Source organism: Comamonas denitrificans (assembly GCF_017368815.1).
GTDB lineage: Bacteria > Pseudomonadota > Gammaproteobacteria > Burkholderiales > Burkholderiaceae_C > Comamonas > Comamonas denitrificans.
The window spans coordinates 13283-34831 of the sequence record NZ_JAFNME010000003.1 but is presented as its reverse complement, the minus strand read 5'-3'; the positions used below and the strand labels follow the sequence as shown (position 1 = coordinate 34831).

The following is a 21549-nucleotide window of genomic DNA, read 5'->3' as shown; positions in this document are numbered from 1 at the left end:
CGACCAAAAAAAACGGGCGGTGAAAACCCGCCCGTTTGGTCGTGAAGCGAAGATTATAGCTTGCAAACCATTGATCTGCAACGCCACACTGGGCTAATTCGCCTGCAACGCCGTGCTATTTTGCGTCCGCCAAACGGGGCCGCAACTGCTGCCACAGGGCGGCCACCGCTGCATTCACCCCGACAGGGGCGGCACCCTCGTTTTTGTAGGACTGCACCAGCCGCGCAAGCACGGCGATCTGCGGTGGCAACACACCCATAAAAACGGGCTGATCCCCCTGGGCAATGAGCAGCGTGGGGAAGGTTTCAATATCCCAGTCGCCCAGCAAATCGTCGTGCGCCTCAACATCCACCCACAGGTAGCGCTCTGCCGGGCCGACCTGCTCCAGCCCCGCTTGGGCTAAAAAATCTGGCGCATAGGCCCGGCACGTGCTGCACCACTGCGCACACAAACACACGACATACCAAGTTGTTGTTTCTGCGGTTGCCTGCACACCCTCATCCTCATAAATAAAAAGCCCCGAACTTGCGCACGGGGCTTGCTCGCAGCGAACTGCTGGCAGCAGCTGGCGCTGCCGATGCTTAGCCGTGGCGTTTGCCCGGATTCTTCTTGAAGCGGGTGTGCACACCACGCTCCAGGCTCACGCGCTGGCCACGGCCACCGGTGGGCACAGCGTAGCCATTGGGGGGAACGGGACGGGGGGTGCGCTTGCGATCAGCTTCAGTAACGATCTTATTGCCCATGACAATTTCTCCAAAGGAAAGAGGGGGTGAGTTGAAAAAACCCTGCATTCTTTCATACTCAAGCGCCATTGACAGCCAAGCCGCCGAAAATTCCCCACCTTTGTCCACCAGACGCTGCGCTATGCCCGCGCTTTGTGCCGCGTTCAGCATGCATTGCGGCGCTGTGCAGTGCGGCAATAAATCAATTAAGTGAGCATGCACCGCTTGTATTTATTAGATTAACAGGATAAAAGCTTACTTAATCTATTTAAATCAAGCGCAAACAGCTATTAAAAAATTTACAACATGGCTTGCACCAAGGCCTGGGTGTACGGGTGCTGGGGCGCATCGAGCACGGCATCGACGCTGCCGGACTCGACCACCGCGCCATCTTTCATCACCAGCACCTGGTGCGCCATGGCGCGCACCACTTCCATGTCGTGGGTGATGAGCAAATACGCCAGCCCCCGCTCATGCTGCAATTGCTGCAGCAGCGCCAGCACCTGTTTTTGAATGCGGGCATCCAGGGCGCTGGTCGGCTCATCGAGCACCAACACCTGCGGCTGCAAGATCAAGGCCCGCGCAATCGCCAGGCGCTGGCGCTGGCCGCCTGAAAACGCATGCGGGTAGCGCTGCAGCAGGCCGGGGAATTGGTGGCTGTGCAGCCCCACCTCGGCCAGCGCCTGCACCACCCGGTGGCGCCGTGCGCTGGCATCGAGCTGCGGCGCATGCACGCGCAGGCCCTCGCCCACAATCTCTTCCACCGTCAGGCGTGGCGACAGCGCCGAGAACGGGTCTTGGAATACCACCTGCACACAGCGGCGCAACGCTTGGTTGGCGGGGGTGTTGCGCGTCGCCGGTTGCTGCCACGCTTGGCCATCCACGGCCAGCGTCCCTTGGCTGGGCAGCAGGCCCAGCACCGCCTGGGCCAGCGTGGATTTGCCCGAGCCCGATTCACCCACCACGGCCAGCGTTTGCCCTTGGCACAGCTGGAAATTGGCACCCTGCACGGCCACAAACTCGCCCTTTTTGAACCAGCCGCGCAGCCCCGGCAAAGGGGTGGGATAGGCCACGCGCAGCTGCTCGGCGGCAATGTGCACGGGCGCATCGTCTGGCACCGGATGCACATGGCGCTGCGGCGTGCTGTCGAGCAACTGGCGCGTGTAGGGGTGCTGCGGGTTGGCAAACAAATGCGCGGTGTGGGCCTGCTCAACGATGTGGCCGTGCTGCATCACCGCCACGCGGTCGGCAAAGCGGCGCACCAGGTGCAAGTCGTGCGTAATGAGCAGCACCGCCATGCCGGTTTGGCGCTGCAAATCGCTGAGCAGCTCCAGCATCTGCGTGCGCAGCGCCACATCCAGCGCCGTGGTCGGCTCATCGGCCAGCAGCAGCTTGGGGCGGCTGGCCAGCGCCATGGCCAGCATGGCGCGCTGGCGTTGCCCACCCGAGAGCTGGTGCGGCCAGGCCTGCGCGCGCTGCGCCGGCTGCGCGATGCCGGTGGCCGCCAGCAGCTCAATGGCCTGCGCCCAGGCGGCTTTCACCGCCAGCCCTTGCTTGAGTTGCAGCACCTCGGCAATCTGCTGGCCAATGCGCATCAAGGGGTTGAGCGCGGTCATCGGCTCTTGAAAGATCATGGCCACATCGCTGCCACGCACACTGCGCAATGCATGCTCCGATAAGGTGAGCAGATTACGCCCATCCAGCAAGGCTGAACCGCCAATTTGAGCCCCATCGAGCAAGCGCAGCAGGCTGAGCGCCGTGACCGACTTGCCCGAGCCAGACTCGCCCACCAGGGCCAGTTTCTCGCCCGCGTGCAGAGCAAAACTCACGCCTTGCACCACGGGCTTGCCACCAAACGCAACGTGCAGGTCTTGCACCTGCAGCAACGGCATCAAGGGAGTGGAGGCTACGCTCATGCCTGCGCCTTTCTGGGATCAAGCGCATCGCGCAGGGCATCGCCCATGAAGGTCAGCAGCAGCAGTGTGAGCACCAGCACGCCAAAGGTGGAGAGCGAAATCCACCAGGCATCGACGTTGTTCTTGCCCTGGGCCAGCAGCTCGCCCAGGCTGGGGGTGCCGGGGGGCACGCCCAGGCCGAGGAAGTCCAGCGAGGTCAGCGCCAAAATGGCGGCGCTCATGCGAAACGGTAAAAACGTGACCACGGGTGTGAGGCTGTTGGGCAGGATGTGGCGCCAGATGATGGCGCCGTTGGACACACCCAGCGCGCGTGCGGCTTTGACGTAATCGAGCTGACGGTTGCGCAAAAACTCGGCGCGCACGTAGTCCGACAAGCCCATCCAGCCAAACAGCGACAGCAGCACCAGCAGCAATCCAATGCTGGGCGCGAGCACGGCGCTAAAAATAATGAGCAAATACAGCTCGGGCATGGAGCCCCAGATTTCAATCAAGCGCTGGAAGGCCAAGTCGGTCTTGCCACCAAAAAAACCCTGCACGGCCCCGGCCAACACCCCCAGCACCACACCAACGGCCGTCAGCGCCAGGGCAAACCAGGCACTGACGCGAAAGCCGTAGAGCAGCTGCGCCAGCATGTCGCGCCCGCGCTCGTCGGTGCCCAGCCAATTGGCGCGGGACGGCGGCGCGGGGTTGGGCTGGGTGGCAAAGTAGTTGATGGTGTCCGCGCCGTAGCGGTTGGGGGCAAACAGCGCCCAATTGCCGTTTTGCTGCAGTTGCTGCTGGATAAACGGGTCGAGGTAATCGGTCGGCGTTTCAAAATCACCGCCAAAGGTGGTTTCTGGGTAGTCCTGCCACAGCGGGGTATAGAGCTGGCCTTGGTAGCGCACCAGCAGCGGACGGTCATTGCTGATCAGTTCCGCGCCCAGACTGAGCAGCACCAGGGCCAGAAAGAGCCACAAACTCCAGCGCCCCAGCCGATTGTCAGCAAAGCGCCGCCAGGCACGGCGGGCAGGAGAAACTCCTATTTCAGTAGCTGCTAGCGCTTGTGGGGTAAGCGTTTCAGTCGAATTTGACACGAGGATCCACCCAGACGTAACACAGGTCAGAAATCAGCTTGGTCACCAGCCCGATTAAGGTGAACAGGTACAGCGTGCCCAGCACCACCGGGTAGTCGCGGCGGATAACACTTTCATAGCTGAGCAGGCCCAGGCCATCGAGAGAAAACAGCGTTTCAATCAACAATGATCCGGTAAAAAAAGCGCCGATAAAGGCCGCCGGAAAGCCGGTGACGATGGGCAGCAGCGCATTGCGAAACACGTGGCGGTAGAGCACTTGGCGCTCGCTCAAGCCCTTGGCCCGGGCGGTGAGCACGTACTGCTTGCGGATTTCTTCCAAAAAAGCGTTTTTGGTCAGCATGGCAGTGACGGCAAAGCTGCCCGCCACCATGGCCAGCACGGGCAAGGTGATGTGCCACAGGTAATCCACCACCTTGCCCATGAGCGATAAATCGGCCCAATGGCTGGAGGTAAGCCCGCGCAGCGGGAACCACTGCAACTGCCCGCCAAACACCACCAGCAGCGCCAGCCCCAAAACAAACCCCGGAATGGCATAGCCCACCAAAATCACCAGCGTGGTGAGCAGATCAAAGCGCGAACCAGCCCGCACGGCCTTGGCAATGCCCAGGGGCACCGCCACCAGGTAGCTGATAAAAAAGGTCCACAACCCCAGGCTGGCCGAGACGGGTAGCTTTTCTTGGATGAGCTGCCAGACATCTTTGTTCTGAAAAAAGCTGCGCCCCAAGTCAAAGCGGGCAAACTGCCCCAGCATCTGCACAAAACGCTCGTGCGCTGGTTTGTCAAAGCCGTACAGCGCTTTGATTTCGGCCAAGCGCTGGGCATCCACGCCCTGGGCCCCACGGTAGGCCAGCCCCCCACCTTCCCCACCACCACCGCCCGCGCCGGCCTTGGCCTCGGCCAGGTACTGCTCAACCGGGCCGCCGGGGACGAATTGAATCACCACAAAGGTCAGCAGCAGCACCCCCAGCAACGTGGGCAGCATCAGCAAAATGCGTTTGAGTATGTAGGCCAGCATGGTGGGGGATTATGGCGGAGGCGCATGCACACCAAGGCAGTGCCGCGCCTAGGAAAACCGGGCCAGCAAGGCGAATCGGGCCAAGCTTGGTATGCTTGCAGCCCCACGCGATCGCCCCGTCTTGTGAAGCACCCACCCTTGTGACCTCTTTGCCAGCCCCTTCCACCCCCGCTTGCCCCGACCTGGCGCAGTTGCTGCACACGGCCGTGGCGCAGGCTTTCAATGCCGTGGTCATCACCAATGCCGCGCTGGATGGTGAAGGGCCGTGCATCACTTACTGCAACCCGGCGTTTTGCCGCATGACGGGGTACACCGAGCAAGAGCTGCTGGGGCGCTCGCCACGCCTGCTGCAAGGCCCCAAAACCGACCCTCAAGTGCTGCAGCGCCTGCGCGAATGCCTGCGCAGCGGGACGTTTTTTCAGGGCTCTACGGTGAACTACCGCAAGGATGGCAGCAGCTACCTGGTGGAGTGGAACATTTCCCCCGTGCGCGATGCCCAGGGCCAGGTGCAGGCCTACGTCTCGGTGCAGCAAGACATCACCAAGCGGGTGCGTGCCGAGCAGCGCCAGGCCTTGCTGGCGCGGGCACTGAACGCCACGCAGGATGCGGTGGTAATTGCCAACGCACAAGCGCAGATTTTGTTTGTTAATCAAGCCTTTGAAGACCTGACGGGCTACCGCAGCGACGAGGTACTGGGACGTACGCCCAAATTTTTGCAATCGGGCGAACACCCCCCCGCTTTCTACAGCCAACTGCGCGATGCCTTGGCACGCGGCGACAGCTGCCAGACCACTTTTGCCAATCGGCGCAAAGACGGCAGCATCTACCACGCGGCGCAGACCATTACCCCGCTCAGGGACGAGGCGGGTACTACCCAGCACTATGTCAGCGTGACCAAAGACGTGACTGAGCTGATAGCGCGCACCCAAGAGCTGCGCGAGCAGGCCCACCACGATGCACTGACCGGCCTGCTCAACCGCCGCGCTGGCGAGCAGCAGCTAGAGCGCTGCCAGCGGGCGGCGCAACTGGAGGGCCAGGGCTACGCGCTGATCCTGGCCGACATTGACAATTTCAAGTCCATCAACGACCGCTTTGGCCACGAAGAGGGCGACCGGGTGCTGCAGCGCTGCGCCACGCTGCTCAGCCGCAAGGTGCGCAGCGGCGATGCGCTGATCCGCTGGGGGGGCGAAGAGTTTTTGATTGTGCTGCCCGGTTGCAGATTAGAGGCCGCCCAAGAACTGGCCGAGCGCATCCGTGCCGCCATGGCGCAGGAACAGGATGCCGTGGTGGGCAGCATCACGCTATCTTTGGGCGTGGGCGCATGGCAGCCGGGCGAATACAGCTCCACGCTGCTGCGGCGCACCGACCAGGCGCTGTACCGCGCCAAAACCAGCGGCCGCAACCAAGTGGCCGTCGCGCCGTAGCGCGACCGCCAGCGCGTGCGGCTTCAGTCTTCAGGCCAGTGGATGGCGGGCAGTTGCTCAAACGCGGGCTTGGCAAACAAATAGCCCTGAAAGTAGTGAATACCCAACGCACGCAGCGTGCGGTATTCGGCCAGCGTTTCCACGCCTTCGGCAATCACCTCGATCGACAGCGCCTTGCACACGCCCAAAATGCCCTGCACGATGGCGTGGCGCACCGGGTTGCTGTCAATGTGGCGCACCAGCTCCATGTCGAGCTTGATGATGTCGGGTTGAAATTCTGCCAGCAGGTTCAGGCCCGCGTAACCCGCACCAAAGTCGTCGATGGCGGTTTTAAAGCCGCGGCGCCGGTACTCTTGCAAGATGCGCTTAAGGTGGTCTTTGTCCACCACACGCTCGTTTTCGGTGATTTCAAAAATCAGGTGGTCGGTCGGAAATTGGTACTGCTGCGCCGCCTCGAGGGTGGTGCGAATGCAGGCGGCGGGTTCGTACACCGCATTGGGCAAAAAGTTGATGCTGACGTGGCAGTCCATGCCCAGCTGGGCCGCCAGGCGCACGGCTTTGACGCGGCAAGCCTGGTCGAACTGGTAACGGTTGTCCTCGTTCACCTGGCCCAGGATGTGGGCCGCGCCACTGCCATCCAGCCCCCGCACCAGCGCCTCATAGGCAAACACCTCGCGGCTGCGCACATCAATGATGGGCTGAAACGCCATGCTGAAATCAATTGTCAGCGGTGGCCGATCCTGGCAGGCTTTGCAAGGGGGAATGGAGGAGGTGCGGGATGTGGTGGCCATTGGCGCATTTTACTTGAGTCCCTGCGGCTACCTGGGTGCCAGCACCGACCTGCAACCAAAGAAAAACATCACAGTGCCATCAGCACCGGCCCGCCTTTTTCCAGCGCCCGCTGGTACGCCGGGCGGGCCTGTATGCGCTGCAGGTAGGCCTGCAAATGGGGCCAGGCGCTGGCTGTATTGCCACGCGCCAGGGCGGCCTCGACAGCAAAGCTCATTTGAAAGTCGGCCAGGCTCAGGTGCTCGCCCGCAAACCAGCGGTGCTGGGCCAGGTGCGCCTCCATGAAGGCCAGGGCGGTCTGCACGTTGGGGGCGATGAGCTTGCGCTGCACCGTGGCGCACAGGGTGCGGGCGATGGGGCGCACGAAGAAGGGCATGGGCTGGCGTGGGATGGAGTCAAACACCAGCTGCATCACCAGCCAGTTCATCAACGAGCCTTCGGCATAGTGCATCCAGAAACGGCACTGGCGATGCGCGGGCGTGCCGCGTGCGGGCTCCAGCTGGGCCAGCTCCGCCGGGGCCTGCGCACCGTAGCACTCGGCCAGGTATTCCAAAATGGCACCCGACTCGGCCACTACCAGCTCCCCATCGGTGATGACGGGCGATTTGCCCAGCGGATGGAGGTGTTTTAGCTCGGGCGGGGCCAGCCGTGTGGCCAGGTCGCGCTGGTAGCGGCGCAGTGCGTAAGGCACGCCCAGCTCTTCCAAGAGCCACAAAATACGATGCGAGCGCGAAGTCTCAAGGTGGTGCAAGGTCAGCATGGTGGTGAGGGAGGTAAAGGGGTGGAGCCGGCCTGGCGCAGCCAGCGCATCAAGCGCCCGAGCACGGGCAGCTTTTCGTAGAGTTCTTCGGCGGTGTCCCAGTAGTCGCGGTGCAGCGTCACACGGCCTTGGGCATCGAAATGTACCAGTGTGCCGCCGTGAATGCACTGCGACACCTGCGCGCGCCAGCGCTTCATGCGAAAGTGAAACTCCCACTGCAAAAAGGCCTGCTGCCCCTGCGCCACGTGCTGGGTGACGACAAAGCGCGGCTGCTCCAGGCTTTCAAACATGTGGGTAAAGATGGCGCGGATGGCGGGCACGCCCTGCACGTCGTTGAACGGGTCTTTGAAGCGCGCCTCGGGGGCATAGTAGTCATCCAGCTGCGCCAGCCGGGCGGGGGTGAGCTGCTCGTAGAGCTGGGCCAGCCGGGCGGCAGCGGCTTGGGCATCGGGCAAGTGCGTCATGCGTTACAGCCCCGTCATGCGGTGTACCAAAGGAAAGTACCAGCGGTACGGCAGCACGCGCAGCAGCTTGAGCCACAGGGTGAAGCGGCGCGGAAAGTGCAGCTCAAAGTCGCCGCGCTCCCAGCCGCGCAGCATGGCCTGGGCCGCCTGCTCCGGGGTGAGCAAGGCGGGCATGGCGAAATTGTTTTGGCGCGTCAGCGGGGTATCGACAAAGCCAGGGTTCACCACACTCACCCCCACCCCCTGCGGGCGCAAGTCCAAAAACAAGGTTTCTGCCAGGTTGATGAGCGCGGCCTTGGTCGGGCCATAGGCCAGGCTCTGCGGCAGGCCGCGCCAGCCCGCCACACTGGCCACCAGACTCAAATGCGGCGTGCGCCCGGCCTGGGCCGAGGCCCGCAGGCCCGGTACCACAGCGGCCAACAGGTGCAGCGCACCAGTTAGGTTCACTTGCTGGTGGCGCAGCAGCTCGGGCAGGGCCAGCGCGTCGGCGCGCATGGGGCTGTAGTGGCCCGCGCAGTAGCACACCAAATCGAGCGGCGCCTGGGCCTGCAGGTGATCGGCTGCGTGCTGTACCGCCTGGGCATCGGTCACATCCAGCACCAGCGCCTGGCTGCCGGGGTGCTGCTGCACAAACGTATCCAGCAGCGCCTGCTGGCGTGCCGAGACAATCACCTGGGCACCCTGGGCATGCAATTGCGCGGCCACGGCGCGGCCAATGCCGCTGGAGGCACCCACCAGCCACACACGCTTGGCGCGCCAGTTGGGGATAGCAGGGTTCAGAGGCATGGCACCACTCCTTATTGCTTGGTGAACGAGAGCAGCACCTCGCCCAGCGTGACGCCAAACTTGCTCATGGTGGCGCGGTTGAGCAGCACCCGGTCATCGACCAAGAACATCCAATCATCGAACTGCACTTCGTACTCCTTGCCGTCCACCGGCAGGCGCAAGGTGTAGTTCCAGCGAAAGGCATTGCCCGAGGTCTGGCCCTGGGCCTCGCCCACCACATCGTCGGCCCGCCCGGTGTAGCGCCCGTCGGCATGTTTGGTCAGGCGCCAGATGCGCCGCTCGGTAGTACCGTCGGAATAGGTAAACGCCTCGTCGAGCACGCCTTGGTTGCCCTCCCAATGGCAATCCATCACCACGGTAAAGCGGCGGGCCACTGCACCATTGCGCTTTTGAAACACCCCATGCGCCAGGATGCGGCCATTGAAATAGCGGTCCAGCTCCAGCAGCGGGCGCTCCTGGGCGTAGTCGGTCACTTGGGGGTTGGCACAGCCGGTGAGTACGGCAGTGCCCGCAAGCAAGGTCAGCAAGGCATGGCGGCGGGTGTTCATGGGGAAACTCCTGGGTCAGGCAACAGCGGAAAAGGGTGAATCAGCAAGCGGTAGAGCAACGCTGCGGCCAGCAGCTTGAGGGCGCAGGGCAGCAGCGCGTAGGCCCAGGCCAGGCGCTGCAGCCCCTGGGCATCAAGGGTGCCGGGGCTGTAGCCCCCCCACTGCAACAGCGGCAGCGCAGCCCCAGCAGCCAGGGCCAAGTTCAGTTTGGTGGCCAAATTCCACCAGCCCAGGTAAGCACCTTCGCTGCGGCCCTGGGCACCTTGGCGCTCCACCAGCCGGGCCAGCAAAGCCCCCGGCAAAGCCAAATCGGCCCCCAGGGCGATGCCCGAGAGCGCGCAAATCAGCGCAAAAGCGGCAATCTGCCCACTGTCTAAAAACGCCGTCCAGCCAAAGCAGGCGATGGCCAGCACCATGCCGCCCAGCCAGGCACGCTCCAGCCCCCAGCGGCGCACCGCGCGCAGCCAGCCCGGCATAGACAGCGCCCCAGTGACAAAGTACAGCACCAAAAACAGCGCAATCTGCTCTTGCGTGGCCTGCAGACGGTCCTGGGCAAAAAACAACATCAACGCGGCCGGAATAGCGCTGGCAATGCCGTTGCAGACAAACACCGCCAGCAAACGGCGAAACGCCATTTGGCGCAGCGGCTGCCAAATGGCCGACCAGGGCAAGCGGGCTGGCACACCCTGCGCTAGCGCAGCCACCGGGCGCGGTGCCCACCACAGTGCCAGCCACCCCATCCACAACGCCAGGGCAAACACCCACAGCATGGGCTCAGCCCCCCAGGCCACCGACAGCGCACTGGCCGTGACCACGCCGATCAGCCCCGGCCCTTCGCGCCAAGCCACCACATGGCCGCGCTGCACGGCATCGCCACCCAAGCGCACGCCCCAGGCCTGGTGGGCAATGACCAACTGGCTGTGCGCCAAACAGGTCAGCAGCAGGCCCGCCACCATCCAGGCGGCCAGCGCCTGCGGCCCCTGCACCGCAGGAAAGAACAGCCCGGCCAAGCCCAGCAACTGCACCAAGGCTGAGCCACCCGCCACCCACAGCACCCCACGCAGCGGCCCCTGGTACAGGTGGTCGCTCCAGCGGCCCAGCAGGGGTTCTGCCGCAGCGTCAAGCAGGCGCACCAGCATCAACAAGGCCCCCACGCTGGCCAGCGGCAAGCCCAAGGTGCTGGCGTAGTGGTGCGGCAGCACCACGTACAGCGGCAAGGCCACAAAGGCCAACGGCAACCCCAGCAAGCCATAGGCCGGGCCCGACCACCAGCGTGGCAGCGGCCCGGTGTGTGCGGGGGTGGCCAAGGGGGTCATGGTGCTGTGGCTCCGAGGCTGCGTGCCAGCAAGGCACTGCGCAGGGCTGGCTCAGAGGTCTGTGGCGAGAGCCAAATGCCAAAAAACAGGCGGGCCAGTTCAGCGTCGTCAATCGCGGCCAGCTCCTGGTTGCCATGCCACAAGCGCATCCCCTGGCCCGGCTGGTACAGGCCCGTGAGCCGGTCGCCCGGCTGCACATCGGGAATCACCTCCGTCAGGCGCTGCTGCCAACGCTGTGCCTGGGTCGGTGGCACGCTGGCGGCGACGGCACGCAGCCAAGGTTTTAAGCATAAAAATGGGCTGAACGGCATATACAGCAAGCGCAAGCAGCTATTATTTTAAGATCATCAACTCACACCCCAGGCAAGCGTGGTGCAGCACTTGCAGCACGGTCTGGCAGGGCATGGCTGCGCCGTGGGCTGCTGTGGGCACTGCTGCTGGCTGTGGCGTCAAAGCCCAGGCGGAACACGCTCACGACTTGGGCCAGCTGCGCCGCCTGCTGCTTGAGTGTCTGCGCGGCGGCGGCACTTTGCTCCACCAAGGCCGCGTTTTGCTGGGTAGAGCGGTCCAGGTGCGCCACCGCTTCGCCCACCTGGGCAATGCCGTCGGTCTGCTCGGCCGTGGCAGTGCTGATTTCAGCAATCAAGCTGGCCACGCGCTGGGCCTGCTGCACGATGTCGGTCATGGTGGCACCGGCATCCTCCACCAGGCGTGCGCCCTGCTCTACCTTGGCCACGCTGCCGTCAATCAGGCCCTTGATTTCCCGGGCCGCATCGGCACTGCGCCCAGCCAGGGCACGCACTTCACCGGCCACCACGGCAAAGCCACGGCCTTGCTCACCGGCGCGTGCCGCTTCCACGGCCGCGTTGAGCGCCAGGATGTTGGTTTGGAAAGCAATCGAGTCGATCACGCCAATGATGTCGGCCATCTTGTGGCTGCTGGCCGTAATTTCCCCCATGGTGCTGACCACCTGGGCCACCACGGCACCGCCTTTGTGCGCGGCTTCGCTGGCCAGGGTTGCCACCTGGGTGGCTTGGCGGGCCGAATCGGCGTTGTGCTTGACCGAGGCGGTCATTTGCTCCATCGACGAGGACGCGTTTTGCAAATTGGCCGCCTGCTCTTCGGTGCGTTGCAGCAAACCGACGTTGCCCCCGGCAATTTCTTCCGAGCCTACGGTGACGGCGTTCGATGCCTGGCGCACCTGGCCCACCACGCTCGCCAAACTGGCTTGCATGGCCCCCAGCGAGGCCAGCACGCTGCCCGGCTCGGCCTGGGCGGTACCGGCCACCGGTTGCAAATCGCCCTGGGCCACTTGGCTGGCCACTTCGGCCAGCGCCACGGGCTCGGCGCCCAACTGGCGCACAATGCTGCGCGCCACGCTCCAGGCCACGGCAGCGCTCAGCACCAGCGCCAGCGCCAAGGCGGTAAACATCACACTCAAAAAGCTATCCGCTTCTTGCATAGCGCTATGGTTGGCCCCTTGAATGCGCGCTTCTTTGAAGTCGATGAGCTTGTTGATGGCTGCCAGCCACTGCACGTACTGCGGCTTGGCCTGCTGCCACAGCGTCTGAGCAGCTTGCGCGTCACCGGCCTGCACCTGGGCAATGATGGCCTGGGTGCTGGCCACGGCCTGGGCTTCGGCACTGCGAATACCGGCATACAGCGGTGCCAACTCCGGCGGCGCACCCACACGGTTGACCAGTTTTTCCAGCGGCGTGGCCGACTGGGCGTAAAAATCGGCCAGCGCCGCGATGGTGGCGATTTCTTTGTCGCGCTCGGCAGGCGTGGGGCTGAGCACCACATCGCGCACGGCAATCGAGCGGTCATGCGCCGAACCACGGAAGTTGATGGCGTAGCGCTGCACCTGCACGTGGATGTTGTTGTTGTCGCGCAGGGCTTGGTCAATGCGGTTGACTTTGACCACAGCCACCCCCGTGACCACGATCAGCAGCGCCAAAATCAAACCAAACCCGGCATACAGGCGGGCTGCGACGGTCATACGAGAAAAAAACATGGAGAACTCCTAGGGAGAAAAGCTGGGCGAAAGCAGGCTGAAAAGTACTCAAATCTATAGCAATGTGCCGCTGGATGCTGGGCGCTCTCCATCTTTGATCAAGGTGTACTGCACCACGTCAATACTGCGCGCATCAAACCCTGCTTCGCAATAGGCCAAATAGAACTCCCAGGTGCGCTGAAAGCGCGCATCAAAGCCCTGGGCCTGTACCTTGCTGCGCTGCTGGGCAAAGCGCTGGTGCCAGCGGCGCAGGGTTTCGGCGTAGTCGCGGCCAAAGGCAAACTCCTCCACCACGCGCAGGCCTGCCGCTTGGGCAGCCGCACGAAAACGTGCCGGGCTGGGCAGGCAGCCGCCCGGAAAGATGTACTGCTGAATAAAGTCACTGCCCTGCACGTAGCGCTCGAACAGCGCGTCGTCAATCACGATGCTCTGGATGCACGCGCGCCCGCCTGGTTTCAGCAAACGCGCCACGCTGCCAAAGTAGCTGGGCCAATAGGCTTGGCCCACGGCTTCGACCATCTCAATCGAGCAAATGGCATCGAACGGGGCATCTTGAATGTCGCGGTAGTCCTGCAAGCGCAAATCCACCTGGGGAGCCACACCGGCCGCCTGCATGCGCTGCTGGCCCCAGGCCAGTTGTTCGGTGGACAGCGTCACGCCCGTCACCTGGGCCTGAAACTCACCGGCTGCCATTTCGGCCAACGCACCCCAGCCACAGCCAATTTCCAGCACGCGCTGGCCAGGCTGCACACCGGCGCTGTGCAAAGCGCGGCGCACTTTGGCGTGCTGGGCCTGGGTCAGATCACCTTGCAAGTCGCCCTGGAACCAGGCGCTGGAGTAATTCATGCTCGGATCAAGCCAGAGCCGGTAGAAATCGTTGCCCAGGTCATAGTGGGCGTGAATGTTGCGGCGGCTGCCCGCGCGGGTGTTGCGGTTGAGCAGGTGGCGCAGGCGGTAGGCCAGCCGCCCCCACCAGCCGCCATAGACGAGCGATTCGAGCGCGTCGCGGTTGGCCATCAGCAGGCGCAGCAGGTCGGCCAGGTGGGGTGTGCTCCAGTCTTGGGCGATATAGCCTTCGGCCAGGCCAATGTCGCCCGAGCGCAGCACGGCAGCAAACACCTGCCAGTTGTGCAAACACATGCTGGCGTGCGGGTGCTGACCACTGCCCAGCTGCAACACATTGCCATCGGGCAGCTCCAGGTGCAGCGTGCCGTGCTGCAGGCGTTGCAACAGGCGCAGGCCCTGGCGTGCCGCAGCGGGCATGTTGGCAGGCAGCGAAAGCGCGGACGGTGAGGCGGTAGTGGTGTTCATGGTCAAAGGCTCGGCGTGGAAGGCGTGGAAGAGCGGGTTACGGGCTGGGTGGGCGGCGCAGGCTTGCGGTGAAACGGCGCACGCTTGGCCCACAGCAGCAGCGCGTGCCAGTGGATGCGAGCGATCACGCCCAGCGTGAGCAACGGGTAATGCCACAGTGCGCGGCGGCGGCTGGCAGCGTCCAGCGGCTGCAAGCGCCCGGCCACGCCGGTGAGCACCAGCGGGCCTTGGGCATCGTCAAAATCAATGCGCACGCGTGTGGAGTGCAGGCCCTGGGCACCGCTGCGCTTGAACTCAAAGCGGTAGCCGCCCTCCACCGGGCAAAACGGCGACACATGGAACACCTTGCGCGCGCGCAGCTCTTGGCCGTACTGCGGGGCATCAAGCAGGTAGGCATGGCGCTCGCCAAAGGTGTTGTTCACCTCGGCCACGATGGCGCGCAGGCTGCCATCGGCGCGGTGGCAGTACCAAAAGCTCACCGGCTTGAAGCTATAGCCCAGCACGCGCGGGTAGCAATGCAGCCAGACTTCCCCATCCACGCCGTCAATGCCCTCGCTGTGCAGCAGCTCTTCCAGCCAGGCCAGCGCGCCGCCCGCTTGGGGGCTGCGGCCATCGCCGTGGTCGGCATCGCGAAAGGCCAGCGCACCGGGCCGGTTCAGCGCCAGCACGCCGGCCGCTTCGGGGTGTGCGCGCAGCGTGCGCATGGGCAGCAGCAGAAAAAATGTGGGCACGATAAAACGGTGGCGGCGTGGGCGCAGCCGGGTGTGCCACACATGGCCAAAGCCAATGTGGGGCCGGTGGGCGGCCAGCGCAGGGGCAGGTGCGGTCATGCGGCCTCCTGGCGCTGCAGCTGCTCTAGCAACAAATCGGCCGCGCGGTAGCCCGACTGCAAGCCATCTTCATGAAAACCATAGCCCGTCCAAGCACCGCAGTACCACGTGCGCTGTGTGCCTTGCAGCAAAGGCACTTGGTCTTGTGCAGCAATCGCAGGCAGGTCGAACACGGGGTGGTCGTAGTCGAATTCGGCCAGCACTTTGTCTCGCGCAATCGGGCGTACCGGGTTGAGCGACACCAGCACCGGCTGCGCAAACGGCAAGGGCTGCAGGCGGTTGAGCCAGTAGTGCAGGCACACACGCGCCGATTCCTGCTGGCTGCTGGCGGCACGCTCGTAGTTCCAGGCCGCCCAGGCGCTGCGCCGGCGCGGCATCACGCTGTCATCGGTATGCAGCACGGCGCGGTTGGGCTGGTAGCGGATGGCGCCCAGCACCTGGCTTTCCTGCGCCGTCGGTTGGGCCAGCAGACGCAGCGCCTGATCGCTGTGCACGGCCAGCACCACAGCGTCAAAGCGCTCGCTGTGGCCAGGGGTATGCACCTGCACGCCAGCGGCGTCGCGCACGATGCGCTGCACCGGCACGCCCAAACGCGCATCCAAGCCGCGCAGCAATTTATCGACATACTGGCGCGCACCACCGGCCACGGTGAACCATTGCGGCCGGTTGCTCACCTGGATGAGGCCGTGGTTATGGCAAAAACGGATCATGGTAGCCACTGGAAAGCGCAGCATTTGGTCGGTCGGGCAGCTCCAGATGCAGCCCAGCATGGGCAAGAAATACCAATCGCGAAACGCGCTGCCAAAGCCGTGCTGCGCCAAAAAATCGCCCAAGGGCTGGGCCAGCGCCGCCTCTTCGCCCGACTCGGCCAGGGCGGTACACAGCTGGTTAAAGCGCAGCAGCTCGCGCAACATGCCCCAAAAGCGCGGGCGCAGCAGGTTGCGGCGCTGGGCAAACACCGTGGCCAGGTTCGCGCCACTCCACTCCAGCGCCTGTGCCCCCAGCGCCCCTGCGCCGGGCACCTGCACAGAAAACGACATATCCGAATGGGCGCTGGGCACCTGCAGCTCATCGAGTAAAGCGATCAGGCCGGGATACGTGCGCTCGTTGAACACCAGAAAGCCGGTGTCCACACCATGGGTGACTGGGTACCCCTGCGCATTGGGCAGCGTCACATCCACCGTGTGCGTATGGCCACCAAAGTAGTTGCCGGCTTCAAACACGCTGACGCGCGCATGCTGGCGCAAACGGTGCGCAGCGGCCAAACCCGAAATTCCCGAACCAATGACAGCAATTTTCATAGCGACTCGCAATCTGCCAACGCCCAGCAGGCGCTGTGTGTGGGGCTGATAAGATCGCTACTGTACTAGACAAACATAATTTTGTCCTAGACAATTTTAAAAATCACGATTTTGTCCATGACCATGCCTGCTCAGGTTTCACCCCTTTTCTATCCGCTTTGCCTGGAGGCTGCCGCATGAACGCCCCCCCTATCCCCTCTAGCGAAACTGGCCTGCCCATTGCCGCTGTCGAACGCGAGACAGGATTGGCCAAAGACACCCTACGTGTATGGGAAAAGCGCTATGGTTTTCCGCAACCCTTGCGCGATGCCAGTGGCAACCGCCTCTACCCTGCAGAGCAGGTGCAGCGGCTGCAGCTGGTGCGCCGTCTGCTCGATGCTGGCCTGCGCCCCAACAAAGTGGTTGGGCTGGATGCGGCAGCACTGACCCAGCTTTTGTCCCAACACAGCCAGGCCAGCAGCGCAATTTTGTCCAAGACAAACAGCACCACCCTGCCCTCCCATCCCGCCGAGCTGTCGGCCCTGTTGGACACGATTGCCGCCCACGACCCCCAAGGACTGCGCCATGCCCTGCACCATGCACAAATGCGCATGGGCCTGGGGCCGTTCATCACCGAGTTGGTGGCCCCGCTGACGGTGGCCGTGGGCGAGGCGTGGATGCAGGGGCGGTTTGAAATTTTTGAAGAGCACCTGTACACCGAGGTCATCACCGGCGTGCTGCGCCAGGCGATTGCCTCGCTCGCTCCGCTGCATGGTTCGCCCCCGGCCTTGGGGCCCAAAGTGCTGCTCACCACCTTGCCGCAAGAGCTGCATGGCCTGGGCCTACTGATGGTGGAGGCGATGCTGGTGCTGGAGGGCTGCACCTGTGTGTCCCTGGGCACCCAAACGCCTTTGCTGGACGTGGTGCAGGCCGCCCAAGCGCACCGGGTGGATGTGGTGCTGCTGAGTTTTTCCGCCGCGCAAAACGGCACCGTGGTGCTGGCCAACCTGCGCGAGCTGCGCGCGCAGCTGCCCTCCCGGATCGCGCTGTGGGTGGGCGGCTCCTGCCCTGCGCTGTACCACAAGCCGCTGGAAGGCATCACCGCCACGCTGCCACTGTCGGCGCTCAAGCCCCTGGTTCTGCAGTGGCGCAGCACCCATTCTTCCCTTTGACCCAGGAGACCACCATGGCCACAACCCCTTCCCTCCCCCCAGCGGGCCTGCCGATTGCCATCGTGGGTGCGGGCCTGGCCGGGCTGACGTGTGCGCAGTTTCTGGCCCAGGCGGGCCACCACGTGCACGTGTTCGACAAAAGCCGTGGCCCTTCGGGGCGCATGAGCACGCGCCGCAGCAGCGATGCCAGCACCGAGTGGCAGTGCGACCACGGCGCCCAGTACTTCACCGCGCGGGATACGCACTTTCGCGCCCAGGTGGCCGAGTGGGAGCACACCGGCGCAGCCGCGCTGTGGCAAGGCCGCATCGGCACGCACGATGGCCAACACTTTGTGCTGCACGACAGCGCGTTGCAGCGCTTTGTCGGCACCCCACGCATGACCTCGCCCGCCGCGCACCTGGTGCGCCACATGGAGCAGCTGCCCCAGCCCGTGCGCTTGCAGTGGCAAACCACCGTGCAAGCGCTGCAAGCCCCGGCAGGCGCTGGCTGGCAGCTGCACAGCCCCGAGCACGGCCCCGAAGCGCAGCGCTACCAAGCTGTGCTGCTTGCCGTGCCCGCACCCCAAGCCGCGCCCCTGCTGGACGCAGTAGCCCACGAGGCCGCCACCCTGGCACGCAGCGCCCCCATGCGTGCCTGCTGGTCGGTCATGGTGCGCTGCCCCCAGCCGGTGCCCCTGCCCGTGGATGGCTGCTTTGTCGAGCACAGCCCCCTGCGCTGGATCGCGCGCGACAGCAGCAAGCCCGGGCGCAGCGGCCCCGAAACCTGGCTGCTGCACGCCAGCCACGCCTGGAGCGAGGCGCACGTACACGACGATGCCGCCGCCGTCACCGCCGCCCTGCTGCAGGCGTTTGCCCAGCTGGGCGGCCCCAATCCAGCCAGCGTGCAGGCCACCGCCCACCGCTGGCTGTATGCCGACACCGCACCGCCGCTGAATGTGAACAGCTGGTGGCAACCTGAGGCAGGCCTGGGCCTGTGCGGCGATTGGCTGCACAACGGCACCGTAGAAGGTGCCTGGCTCAGTGGCCGCGATCTGGCCCAGCGCGTACACGCCACGCTGACAACGCACACGGCATAAACCACGCCCCAGGACACAGGACGCTCCTCATGCACCGCAAACCCTACCTACCCGAAAAGCCCTGCCAGTGCTGCGGCCGCCCCTTCACCTGGCGCAAAAAATGGGCAAATGTGTGGGACGAGGTGAAGTACTGCTCCGAGCGCTGCCGCCGCCAGCGCAGTGCCACCCCCACGGCTGGCAGTGCCGGAGCCCAGCCATGAGCACGGTGCTGTTCTGGTTTCGCAACGACCTGCGCCTGCACGACCAGAGCGCACTGCACGCCGCCTGCCAGCTGGGTGCGCAGCACCTGCTGCCCGTGGTCTGCCTGCCCGATATGCAGGCCACCACCGCCTGGGGCTTTGCCCGCATCGGCCCACACCGGCGCGCCTGGATGGTCAATACCATTCAAAACCTACTAAAAGGCTTATTGGATAAGCGCAGCCAGCTATTAATTTTAAATCAACCTGCCGCTACGGCCCTGCCTGCCCTGGCGCGCGCCGTGGGTGCCAGCACCATCGTCTGTGAAGACATTGCCGCGCCCGAAGAGCAGGCCGAAGTTGCCGCCTTGCGCGCCGCGGGCCTGCAGGTGCATACCGTGTGGCACAGCAGCCTGCTGCACCCGCAGCACCTGCCCTGGCCGGTGCAGCGTCTGCCTGCGGTGTTCACGCCGTTTCGCCAGCAGATTGAACAGGCAGGGCTACAACCCGCCGCGCCGCTGCCAGCGCCTGCCACGCTGCCCCCAGCGCCACCTAATGTGCCCAACGACTGGCTGGGCGATCCCACACAGACCCTGGCAGCGTTGGCAGGAAGTCCAACCGCTGCCTATGCACGCAGCGCCTTCCCCTATCTGCAAGGCGAGCTGCACGGCGGTGAAGCAGCGGCGCTGGCCCACCTGCAGCAGTATTTGGCGCGCGGCCTGCCCCACAGCTACAAGCGCACGCGCAACGATCTGCTGGGGCTGGACTACTCCAGCAAATGGTCGCCCTGGCTGGCCACGGGGGCGCTGTCGCCGCGCCAGGCCATGGCCCAGCTGCGGCAGTTTGAGGCCGAGCACGGTGCCAGCGATGGCAGCTACTGGCTGTGGTTTGAACTGCTGTGGCGCGACTATTTCCGCTTTTTGCACCTGCAGCACGGCCCCGCGCTGTACCGGGCGCGTGGCCTGGGCCCGGCGCAGGCCACGTCCCACAATGACCAGCGCTTTGCCACCTGGCGCGCTGGCCAGACCGGTCAGCCCCTGGTAGATGCCGCCATGCGCGAACTGGCCGCCACCGGCTACCTGAGCAACCGCCTGCGCCAGGTGGCAGCCAGCTATTTGATCCACGACCTGGCCTGCGACTGGCGCGCTGGCGCGGCGTGGTTTGAGGCGCAGCTACTGGACTACGACGTGTACAGCAACCAGGGCAACTGGCTCTACATCGCTGGCCGGGGCACCGACCCGCGCGGGGGGCGCCGCTTTGACCCCATCAAACAAGCCGCCACCTACGACCCGGGCGGCACCTACCAACGCCTGTGGGGCACGGCATGAGCAGCCCCGCCCCGGCCCACACCCTGCGCCTGCTGCTGGGCGACCAGCTCAACCCCCAGCACAGCTGGTTCCAGCAGGTGGATGCGCAGGTGGTGTATGTGCTGATGGAGGTGCGCCAGGAAACCGACTACGTGCTGCACCACGCACAGAAAATCCTGGCCATTTTTGCCGCCATGCGCGATTTGGCGCGCCAGCTGCGCACTGCGGGCCACCGCGTGCGCTATGTGGCGCTGGATGATGCCAGCAACCGCCAGTCCATCCCCGACAACCTGAGCGCACTGGCCGCCCACTACGGTGCCCAATCGGTGCAATGGCAACAGCCTGACGAATGGCGGCTCGATACCCAGCTGCAAGCCTGGGCCAGCACCAGTGGCCTGCACTGCAGCGTGGTGGACAGCGAACACTTTCTGACGGCGCGTGACGATCTGGCCACCCAGATGCACGGCCGCCGCCAGTGGCTGATGGAGCATTTCTACCGCCCCATGCGCCGCCGCTACCGGCTGCTGCTGGACGAGCACGATCAGCCCATCGGCGGCCAGTGGAATTTTGACCATGACAACCGCAAGCCCTGGCCCGGCACCCCGCCCGCACCTACCGACTGGCGCCCCACGCACGACCACCGTGCGCTGTGGGAGATGCTGCAGCGCTGCGGCGTGCAAAGCATGGGTGAGCCGCAGGCCGACGCGGTGCGCTGGCCACTGAACCGCGCCGAGGCGCTGGAGTGCCTGGATGCCTTCATCGCCCACGCGCTGCCGCACTTTGGCGACTATGAAGATGCTATGGCCAGCCAGGCGCCGCGCCTGTTTCATTCGCTGCTCTCATTTTCACTGAACGTCAAGATGCTGCACCCGCTGGAAGTGCTGCAGCGCGCTGAGGCTGCCTACCACGCCGGGCATGCCCCGCTGGCCGCCGTAGAAGGCTTTGTGCGCCAGATTCTGGGCTGGCGCGAATACGTGCGCGGCATCTACTGGGCGCACATGCCGGGCTACGAGCAGCGCAACGCCCTGGGCCACCACCTGCCGCTGCCGCACTGGTTCTGGAATGGGGACACGCGCATGCGCTGCCTGCAACTGTCCATCCGCCAGTCGCTGCAGACCGCCCACGCGCACCACATCCAGCGGCTGATGGTGATTGGCAACTTTGCCCTGCTGGCCGGGCTGGACCCCGCCGAACTGCACCGTTGGTATTTGGGCATCTACATCGACGCCTTTGAATGGGTGGAGCTGCCCAACACCCTGGGCATGAGCCAGCGCGCCGATGGCGGCACCATCGCCACCAAGCCCTATGTCAGCAGCGCGGCCTACCTGCAGCGCATGGGCGACTACTGCCAGGGCTGCGCCTACCACCCCAAGCTCAAGACCGGCCCGCGCGCCTGCCCCTTCAACGCCCTGTACTGGGACTTTTTTGCGCGCCATGCCGAAACGCTGGGGGCCAACCACCGGCTGGCGCTGGTGTACCGCCAGTGGCAAAAAATGCCACCCGAGCAGCAAACCGCCCTGCAAGCGCACGCCCAGCAGGTGCGCCAGCAGCTGGGCACCCTGTAACCACC

General features: G+C 64.6%; 22 protein-coding genes. 6 read left to right on the top strand and 16 right to left on the bottom strand.

From position 1 onward, the window contains the following. Positions 1 to 115: 115 nt before the first annotated feature. From J1777_RS01870 to J1777_RS01850, 5 genes are all read right to left on the bottom strand, one after another. Positions 116 to 493, bottom strand: a complete 378-nt coding sequence (locus tag J1777_RS01870) for a thioredoxin domain-containing protein (protein WP_207574142.1) — start codon at positions 491 to 493, stop codon at positions 116 to 118. Between the two features lie 88 nt (positions 494 to 581). Then, complete coding sequence (locus J1777_RS01865) at positions 582 to 743, bottom strand: hypothetical protein (protein ID WP_207574141.1); 162 nt, start codon at positions 741 to 743, stop codon at positions 582 to 584. Positions 744 to 1021: 278 nt separating this feature from the next. After that, on the bottom strand, positions 1022 to 2638 hold the full coding sequence (locus J1777_RS01860) for an ABC transporter ATP-binding protein (RefSeq protein WP_207574140.1): 1617 nt from the start codon (positions 2636 to 2638) through the stop codon (positions 1022 to 1024). Next, positions 2635 to 3711 carry an ABC transporter permease gene (locus J1777_RS01855; RefSeq protein WP_341352926.1) on the bottom strand — a complete coding sequence of 359 codons (1077 nt, stop codon included), beginning with the start codon at positions 3709 to 3711 and terminating at the stop codon, positions 2635 to 2637. The genes J1777_RS01860 and J1777_RS01855 overlap by 4 nt, the downstream gene beginning before the upstream one ends. Then, entirely contained in the window at positions 3695 to 4726 is a 1032-nt protein-coding gene (locus J1777_RS01850; RefSeq protein WP_207574139.1) for a microcin C ABC transporter permease YejB, read from the bottom strand. Before J1777_RS01850 ends, J1777_RS01855 begins: the two co-directional genes overlap by 17 nt. Before the next feature lie 140 nt (positions 4727 to 4866). Between J1777_RS01850 and J1777_RS01845 the strand changes: the two genes are divergently transcribed. After that, complete coding sequence (locus J1777_RS01845; protein WP_341352925.1) at positions 4867 to 6150, top strand: sensor domain-containing diguanylate cyclase; 1284 nt, start codon at positions 4867 to 4869, stop codon at positions 6148 to 6150. A gap of 23 nt (positions 6151 to 6173) precedes the next feature. On the opposite strand, the gene J1777_RS01840 is transcribed toward J1777_RS01845, so the two are convergent. From J1777_RS01840 to J1777_RS01790, 11 genes are all read right to left on the bottom strand, one after another. Further along, entirely contained in the window at positions 6174 to 6941 is a 768-nt protein-coding gene (locus J1777_RS01840) for an EAL domain-containing protein (protein WP_207574137.1), read from the bottom strand. A 68-nt stretch (positions 6942 to 7009) separates the two neighbouring features. Further along, positions 7010 to 7699, bottom strand: a complete 690-nt coding sequence (locus tag J1777_RS01835; RefSeq protein ID WP_207574136.1) for a glutathione S-transferase family protein — start codon at positions 7697 to 7699, stop codon at positions 7010 to 7012. Then, entirely contained in the window at positions 7693 to 8163 is a 471-nt protein-coding gene (locus J1777_RS01830; protein ID WP_207574135.1) for a nuclear transport factor 2 family protein, read from the bottom strand. Before J1777_RS01830 ends, J1777_RS01835 begins: the two co-directional genes overlap by 7 nt. A 3-nt stretch (positions 8164 to 8166) precedes the next feature. Then, positions 8167 to 8949, bottom strand: coding sequence for an SDR family NAD(P)-dependent oxidoreductase (locus J1777_RS01825; protein ID WP_207574134.1), 783 nt, complete (start codon positions 8947 to 8949; stop codon positions 8167 to 8169). An 11-nt stretch (positions 8950 to 8960) separates the two neighbouring features. Continuing rightward, positions 8961 to 9497 carry a DUF3833 domain-containing protein gene (locus J1777_RS01820; RefSeq protein WP_207574133.1) on the bottom strand — a complete coding sequence of 179 codons (537 nt, stop codon included), beginning with the start codon at positions 9495 to 9497 and terminating at the stop codon, positions 8961 to 8963. Continuing rightward, complete coding sequence (locus J1777_RS01815) at positions 9494 to 10813, bottom strand: MFS transporter (protein WP_207574132.1); 1320 nt, start codon at positions 10811 to 10813, stop codon at positions 9494 to 9496. The genes J1777_RS01820 and J1777_RS01815 overlap by 4 nt, the downstream gene beginning before the upstream one ends. After that, positions 10810 to 11124, bottom strand: a complete 315-nt coding sequence (locus J1777_RS01810; RefSeq protein WP_423220530.1) for a chalcone isomerase family protein — start codon at positions 11122 to 11124, stop codon at positions 10810 to 10812. Before J1777_RS01810 ends, J1777_RS01815 begins: the two co-directional genes overlap by 4 nt. 41 nt (positions 11125 to 11165) lie before the next feature. Beyond that, positions 11166 to 12827 (bottom strand): methyl-accepting chemotaxis protein, encoded by a 1662-nt coding sequence (locus J1777_RS01805; RefSeq protein ID WP_207574131.1) that lies wholly within the window; start codon positions 12825 to 12827, stop codon positions 11166 to 11168. A 54-nt stretch (positions 12828 to 12881) separates the two neighbouring features. Continuing rightward, positions 12882 to 14138, bottom strand: a complete 1257-nt coding sequence (locus J1777_RS01800) for an SAM-dependent methyltransferase (RefSeq protein ID WP_207574130.1) — start codon at positions 14136 to 14138, stop codon at positions 12882 to 12884. Positions 14139 to 14140: 2 nt separating this feature from the next. Next, complete coding sequence (locus J1777_RS01795; RefSeq protein WP_207574129.1) at positions 14141 to 14968, bottom strand: DUF1365 domain-containing protein; 828 nt, start codon at positions 14966 to 14968, stop codon at positions 14141 to 14143. Continuing rightward, the gene (locus tag J1777_RS01790) at positions 14965 to 16269 is read right to left on the bottom strand and encodes an NAD(P)/FAD-dependent oxidoreductase (protein WP_207574128.1); all 1305 of its coding nucleotides are present in this window, start codon (positions 16267 to 16269) and stop codon (positions 14965 to 14967) included. Before J1777_RS01790 ends, J1777_RS01795 begins: the two co-directional genes overlap by 4 nt. Before the next feature lie 176 nt (positions 16270 to 16445). Between J1777_RS01790 and J1777_RS01785 the strand changes: the two genes are divergently transcribed. The 5 genes from J1777_RS01785 to J1777_RS01765 are packed head-to-tail and all read left to right on the top strand — an operon-like array spanning position 16446 to position 21544. Then, on the top strand, positions 16446 to 17420 hold the full coding sequence (locus J1777_RS01785) for a MerR family transcriptional regulator (protein ID WP_207574127.1): 975 nt from the start codon (positions 16446 to 16448) through the stop codon (positions 17418 to 17420). A 14-nt stretch (positions 17421 to 17434) separates the two neighbouring features. Further along, positions 17435 to 18496 (top strand): NAD(P)/FAD-dependent oxidoreductase, encoded by a 1062-nt coding sequence (locus J1777_RS01780; protein ID WP_207574126.1) that lies wholly within the window; start codon positions 17435 to 17437, stop codon positions 18494 to 18496. A 29-nt stretch (positions 18497 to 18525) separates the two neighbouring features. Beyond that, positions 18526 to 18696 (top strand): DUF2256 domain-containing protein, encoded by a 171-nt coding sequence (locus J1777_RS14555; RefSeq protein ID WP_207574125.1) that lies wholly within the window; start codon positions 18526 to 18528, stop codon positions 18694 to 18696. After that, positions 18693 to 20000, top strand: a complete 1308-nt coding sequence (locus J1777_RS01770; protein WP_207574124.1) for a DASH family cryptochrome — start codon at positions 18693 to 18695, stop codon at positions 19998 to 20000. The genes J1777_RS14555 and J1777_RS01770 overlap by 4 nt, the downstream gene beginning before the upstream one ends. After that, positions 19997 to 21544 carry a cryptochrome/photolyase family protein gene (locus J1777_RS01765; RefSeq protein ID WP_207574123.1) on the top strand — a complete coding sequence of 516 codons (1548 nt, stop codon included), beginning with the start codon at positions 19997 to 19999 and terminating at the stop codon, positions 21542 to 21544. Before J1777_RS01770 ends, J1777_RS01765 begins: the two co-directional genes overlap by 4 nt. The last annotated feature ends 5 nt before the right edge of the window (positions 21545 to 21549 follow it).

Excerpts from the sequence above, each read along its gene's own strand:
- J1777_RS01865 (WP_207574141.1), bottom strand. The coding sequence starts at position 743 with ATGGGCAATAAGATCGTTACTGAAGCTGATCGCAAGCGCACCCCCCGT.
- J1777_RS01860 (WP_207574140.1), bottom strand. The coding sequence starts at position 2,638 with ATGAGCGTAGCCTCCACTCCCTTGATGCCGTTGCTGCAGGTGCAAGAC.
- J1777_RS01850 (WP_207574139.1), bottom strand. The coding sequence starts at position 4,726 with ATGCTGGCCTACATACTCAAACGCATTTTGCTGATGCTGCCCACGTTG.
- J1777_RS01840 (WP_207574137.1), bottom strand. The coding sequence starts at position 6,941 with ATGGCCACCACATCCCGCACCTCCTCCATTCCCCCTTGCAAAGCCTGC.
- J1777_RS01835 (WP_207574136.1), bottom strand. The coding sequence starts at position 7,699 with ATGCTGACCTTGCACCACCTTGAGACTTCGCGCTCGCATCGTATTTTG.
- J1777_RS01830 (WP_207574135.1), bottom strand. The coding sequence starts at position 8,163 with ATGACGCACTTGCCCGATGCCCAAGCCGCTGCCGCCCGGCTGGCCCAG.
- J1777_RS01825 (WP_207574134.1), bottom strand. The coding sequence starts at position 8,949 with ATGCCTCTGAACCCTGCTATCCCCAACTGGCGCGCCAAGCGTGTGTGG.
- J1777_RS01820 (WP_207574133.1), bottom strand. The coding sequence starts at position 9,497 with ATGAACACCCGCCGCCATGCCTTGCTGACCTTGCTTGCGGGCACTGCC.
- J1777_RS01815 (WP_207574132.1), bottom strand. The coding sequence starts at position 10,813 with ATGACCCCCTTGGCCACCCCCGCACACACCGGGCCGCTGCCACGCTGG.
- J1777_RS01810 (WP_423220530.1), bottom strand. The coding sequence starts at position 11,124 with ATGCCGTTCAGCCCATTTTTATGCTTAAAACCTTGGCTGCGTGCCGTC.
- J1777_RS01805 (WP_207574131.1), bottom strand. The coding sequence starts at position 12,827 with ATGTTTTTTTCTCGTATGACCGTCGCAGCCCGCCTGTATGCCGGGTTT.
- J1777_RS01800 (WP_207574130.1), bottom strand. The coding sequence starts at position 14,138 with ATGAACACCACTACCGCCTCACCGTCCGCGCTTTCGCTGCCTGCCAAC.
- J1777_RS01795 (WP_207574129.1), bottom strand. The coding sequence starts at position 14,968 with ATGACCGCACCTGCCCCTGCGCTGGCCGCCCACCGGCCCCACATTGGC.
- J1777_RS01790 (WP_207574128.1), bottom strand. The coding sequence starts at position 16,269 with ATGAAAATTGCTGTCATTGGTTCGGGAATTTCGGGTTTGGCCGCTGCG.
- J1777_RS01785 (WP_207574127.1), top strand. The coding sequence starts at position 16,446 with ATGAACGCCCCCCCTATCCCCTCTAGCGAAACTGGCCTGCCCATTGCC.
- J1777_RS01780 (WP_207574126.1), top strand. The coding sequence starts at position 17,435 with ATGGCCACAACCCCTTCCCTCCCCCCAGCGGGCCTGCCGATTGCCATC.
- J1777_RS14555 (WP_207574125.1), top strand. The coding sequence starts at position 18,526 with ATGCACCGCAAACCCTACCTACCCGAAAAGCCCTGCCAGTGCTGCGGC.
- J1777_RS01770 (WP_207574124.1), top strand. The coding sequence starts at position 18,693 with ATGAGCACGGTGCTGTTCTGGTTTCGCAACGACCTGCGCCTGCACGAC.
- J1777_RS01765 (WP_207574123.1), top strand. The coding sequence starts at position 19,997 with ATGAGCAGCCCCGCCCCGGCCCACACCCTGCGCCTGCTGCTGGGCGAC.